The organism is Paenibacillus sp. E194, from assembly GCF_000935845.1.
In the GTDB taxonomy this organism is placed as follows: Bacteria; Bacillota; Bacilli; order Paenibacillales; family Paenibacillaceae; genus Paenibacillus_B; species Paenibacillus_B alvei_B.
Window position 1 is genome coordinate 1 of the sequence record NZ_JMDX01000390.1, and the last position, 3,486, is coordinate 3,486.

Annotated in this window: 3 protein-coding genes; all 3 read right to left on the reverse strand. The window is 49.7% G+C overall.

Annotated features, from left to right (window positions below):
- On the reverse strand, positions 1–956 hold a 956-nt coding region (locus AZ66_RS27925), incomplete at its 3' end, for a phosphoenolpyruvate-utilizing N-terminal domain-containing protein (RefSeq protein ID WP_044357898.1).
- A complete protein-coding gene (locus AZ66_RS27930; protein WP_197081790.1) occupies positions 953–2,833 on the reverse strand; it encodes a glucose PTS transporter subunit IIA in 1,881 nt (626 codons plus the stop codon). The genes AZ66_RS27925 and AZ66_RS27930, both read right to left, overlap by 4 nt.
- 167 nt (positions 2,834–3,000) lie before the next feature.
- A complete protein-coding gene (locus tag AZ66_RS27935; RefSeq protein ID WP_021258046.1) occupies positions 3,001–3,444 on the reverse strand; it encodes a CoA-binding protein in 444 nt (147 codons plus the stop codon).
- Between the last annotated feature and the right edge of the window lie 42 nt (positions 3,445–3,486).

Genomic DNA, 3,486 nt, shown 5'->3' on the forward strand with positions numbered 1-3,486 from the left:
GTAAACTGCTCCGCTTCTGAAGGCGGATATGAACGATCCATGTACATGAACTCGGTACGGAAGAGACCAACCCCCTCCGCTCCATTCTGATCGGCAATATTCAGCTCACGTGTAGAGCTAATATTCGCCCCTAGTTGAACAACGAAGTCATCGAGTGTGACAGCTGGCAGGGATACAATCTTCTGCAGCTCGTCTGCTTCCTGTACATAGGCATCACGCCGCGCTTCATAGCAAGTGATCACATCTTGCAGCGGAGCAATATGTACGATGCCATATTCCCCATCGACAATGACGGTATCCCCAGTCTGAATCGGCTTCGCAATTTTCCCTTCCAGTCCAAGCACAAGCGGAATGCCCAGCGCTCTAGCCATAATGGCCGAATGCGAGGTTTTCCCGCCTTGAAGCATCACAATGCCAAGCACATTCTTCGGATTTAAATGAACCAACTGTGACGGAGACAGCTCCTTCGCAACAAGAATATACGGCTGTGTGTCCGTCGGAAGTGTAATTTCCGGTGCACCCAGCAAATGCTTGAGCAGTCGGTTGCCAACATCCTTGATATCCAGCGCCCGCTCCTTCATATATTCGTCATCGAGCAGATCGAACATCGTTACGAAATGATCGATCGCTTCCTTGACCGCAACCTCGGCTGCTTTATACTGCCGCTGAATGATCCCTTGGATCTCATTCATGAAGATCGGATCTTCCAGAATGGCCAGGTGCGCATCAAAGATGCTGGATTCTTCGCTGCCAACCATTTCTTTAATTTCACTCTTAATAAATTCTATCTCATGCTTCGAGGAACGGATTCCGTCATACAATCGTTCGAATTCACGCGCTAAGTCGGCTGGATCCATCTTTTCCTCAGGAACATCCCACTCCCAAGTCGGCAATACGAATGACTTGCCTATGGCAATGCCTGCGGATGCACCGATACCTTGGACTTTCTGTGTCATCGGCTTGCACCTCCAACCGCGTGTTCATGCATAATGACTGACATGACTGAAGTCTGTCCCTTCCGTACAGGCGCATATGGCGCTATACTCCATGACGCGACAGTATCTGAGTTCGTAATCACCATCGGTGTCGCAAGCGATTTGCAGCGCTTCTTCACTTCCGGCAAATCAAATTTAATGAGCAGCTGTCCCGGTTTCACTTCATCACCTTCCTGTACTACTGCTTGAAAACCGGCGCCATTCAATGATGACGTCTCAATTCCAATATGTAACAACACTTCTAACCCTTCCGGCGTTTCTATGCCGATCGCATGCATCGTAGGGTAAATGTGGCGGATGCGTCCGCGCACAGGCGATACAAGCTCTCCCTTATCTGGATAGAAAGCTACGCCATGACCTACAAGCTTCTTGGCAAATATCGTATCCGGCACTTCTTCGATTGGTATCATCCGCCCCTGTACGGGTGCCACGAACCAGATTTGATTCGGATCACGCTGCAGGCGCTTTGCCATTTCGTCCTTAATCAGCTCAGAGTAGGTTCCAAATACCACTTGAATATGTCCGCCCCCAAGACGAATGACCCCTGCTGCACCGATTACACGAAGCGCGTGACGATCTACCAGCTTATCGTTCTTAACCCTCAATCTCAATCTCGTAATACAAGCCTGCAGATCAATGATGTTATCTTTGCCACCAAGCGCTCGAATAATAAGCGGCACCCTCGGCAGTAAATCTCCTGCCATATCATCAAGCAATGAACCGTCAACTCGGCCTGGCGTCGGAATTTGGAAGCGCTGAATGGCAAAGCGGAACACCACATAGTAAATGAATCCGAACGCGATGCCGATCGGGATAATCCATAGCGCCTTCGTTGCTTGGTGGAAATTAATCACATAATCAATCGCTCCAGCTGAGAAGGAGAAGCCGTGTCTCACACCAATCTCAGCGGTCAGCCACATTGCAGCTCCGGTTAACAGCGCATGAACAACGAATAGATACGGCGCTGCGAATAAAAAGGCAAACTCAATCGGCTCGGTAATCCCAGTCAACAATGACACACAGGCAGCCGTAAAGTAGGTTTTGCGCACCTTCGAGCGCAAGTCCTCTCGTGATTCATGCACGATGGCCAGTGCGACAGCCGGAAGTGCGAACATCATAATGGGATACATGCCTGCCATATAGATGCCAGCATTCGGATCTCCAGCGAAAAACCGCGGCAAATCTCCAGTGAAGGTCATTCCTTCACTATTCGTATAGGAGCCGATTTGGAACCAGTATACGTTATTAAGCAGATGATGCAATCCAAATGCCACTAACACCCGATGCAGAACCCCGTATAGAAAAACCCCGAATCCTCCCATCGCAAGCAGCTCCTGGCCAAGAAACATGACCCCTTGCTGTAAAATTGGCGAGAACAGCTTCATCAGCCAGGAAAGCAGGATTGAAGACATAATCGTAATCGCAATGACGAATCTTGGGCCGCCAAAAAACTGTAAATATTCTGGCATTTTTATGTTTTTGAACCGTTCATGCAGGAAGCCTGCCATTACCCCAAACAGGATGCCGTTGAGGATCGTTGGCTCGAATGTAGCTTGCCATTGGACGAGCAGCTGCCTGAAAATAAACATACCGAGCAGGGACGAAAGTGCAGCTACACCGGCATTATTGGACAGTCCAAGTGCAACCCCAACTGCGAAAATATAAGGAAGAACAGAAAACACCGTCTTCCCTGTCAGTTCAAATAGTACCGCAGTATCCGTCAAACCTGCGCTGTGAAGCAAATTGCCGATTGCTATCGCAAGCGCGGCGGCGGGAAGTGCGATTAGCGGCTGCATGAGCGCACGCGACAATTGCTGCAATCGCCCTAATTGATTCAATGCACATCCTCCCTTCTACCAAGAATGGTAAGGGCACAACGCTTTGTTGTCAAAGCATTTTACAGCCGCGTCCCTCTCTCGTAGCCACTTCTATCTCCTATCACACGAAAAACCGGACCCCTTCATCGCAGCAGCAACTAGGAATGCCCGGCTTTCGTCTTTACTCTTTATGTGGAAGCAGACTCACTCTTGCCATGCGGCAATAAAATCGAGTCCAGTACCTTAATGCACAAATCCATCACGACAGTCATTCCGTGCTCTTCTGCAATGGCAGCCGCCTCTTCACTAACGATCCCCTGCTGCAGCCAAATTGCCCCAGCGTTAACAGCTGCAGCTTCACGAGCAATATCCGCACAGTATTCACTGCGTCGGAACACATTAACAATGTCGATATGATCCGGTACATCACGCAGCGAAGCATAGCATTGTTCTCCAAGGATGCTCTCCGCCTTCGGATTGACCGGAATGATGCGGTATCCCTTGCGTTGCATCGCCTCCGCCACCATATAGGACACGCGAGTTGGATCGTCTGACAATCCGACGACTGCAATGTTTGTGCTGCTTCGCAGCAGCTCCTTGATCGCCTCTTGCGATGGATGCTGATAACTCATCGTAACAACTCCCTTCCACTGGACAGCATACTGCTGGTTTAT

Excerpts from the sequence above, each read along its gene's own strand:
- AZ66_RS27935 (WP_021258046.1), bottom strand. The coding sequence starts at position 3,444 with ATGAGTTATCAGCATCCATCGCAAGAGGCGATCAAGGAGCTGCTGCGA.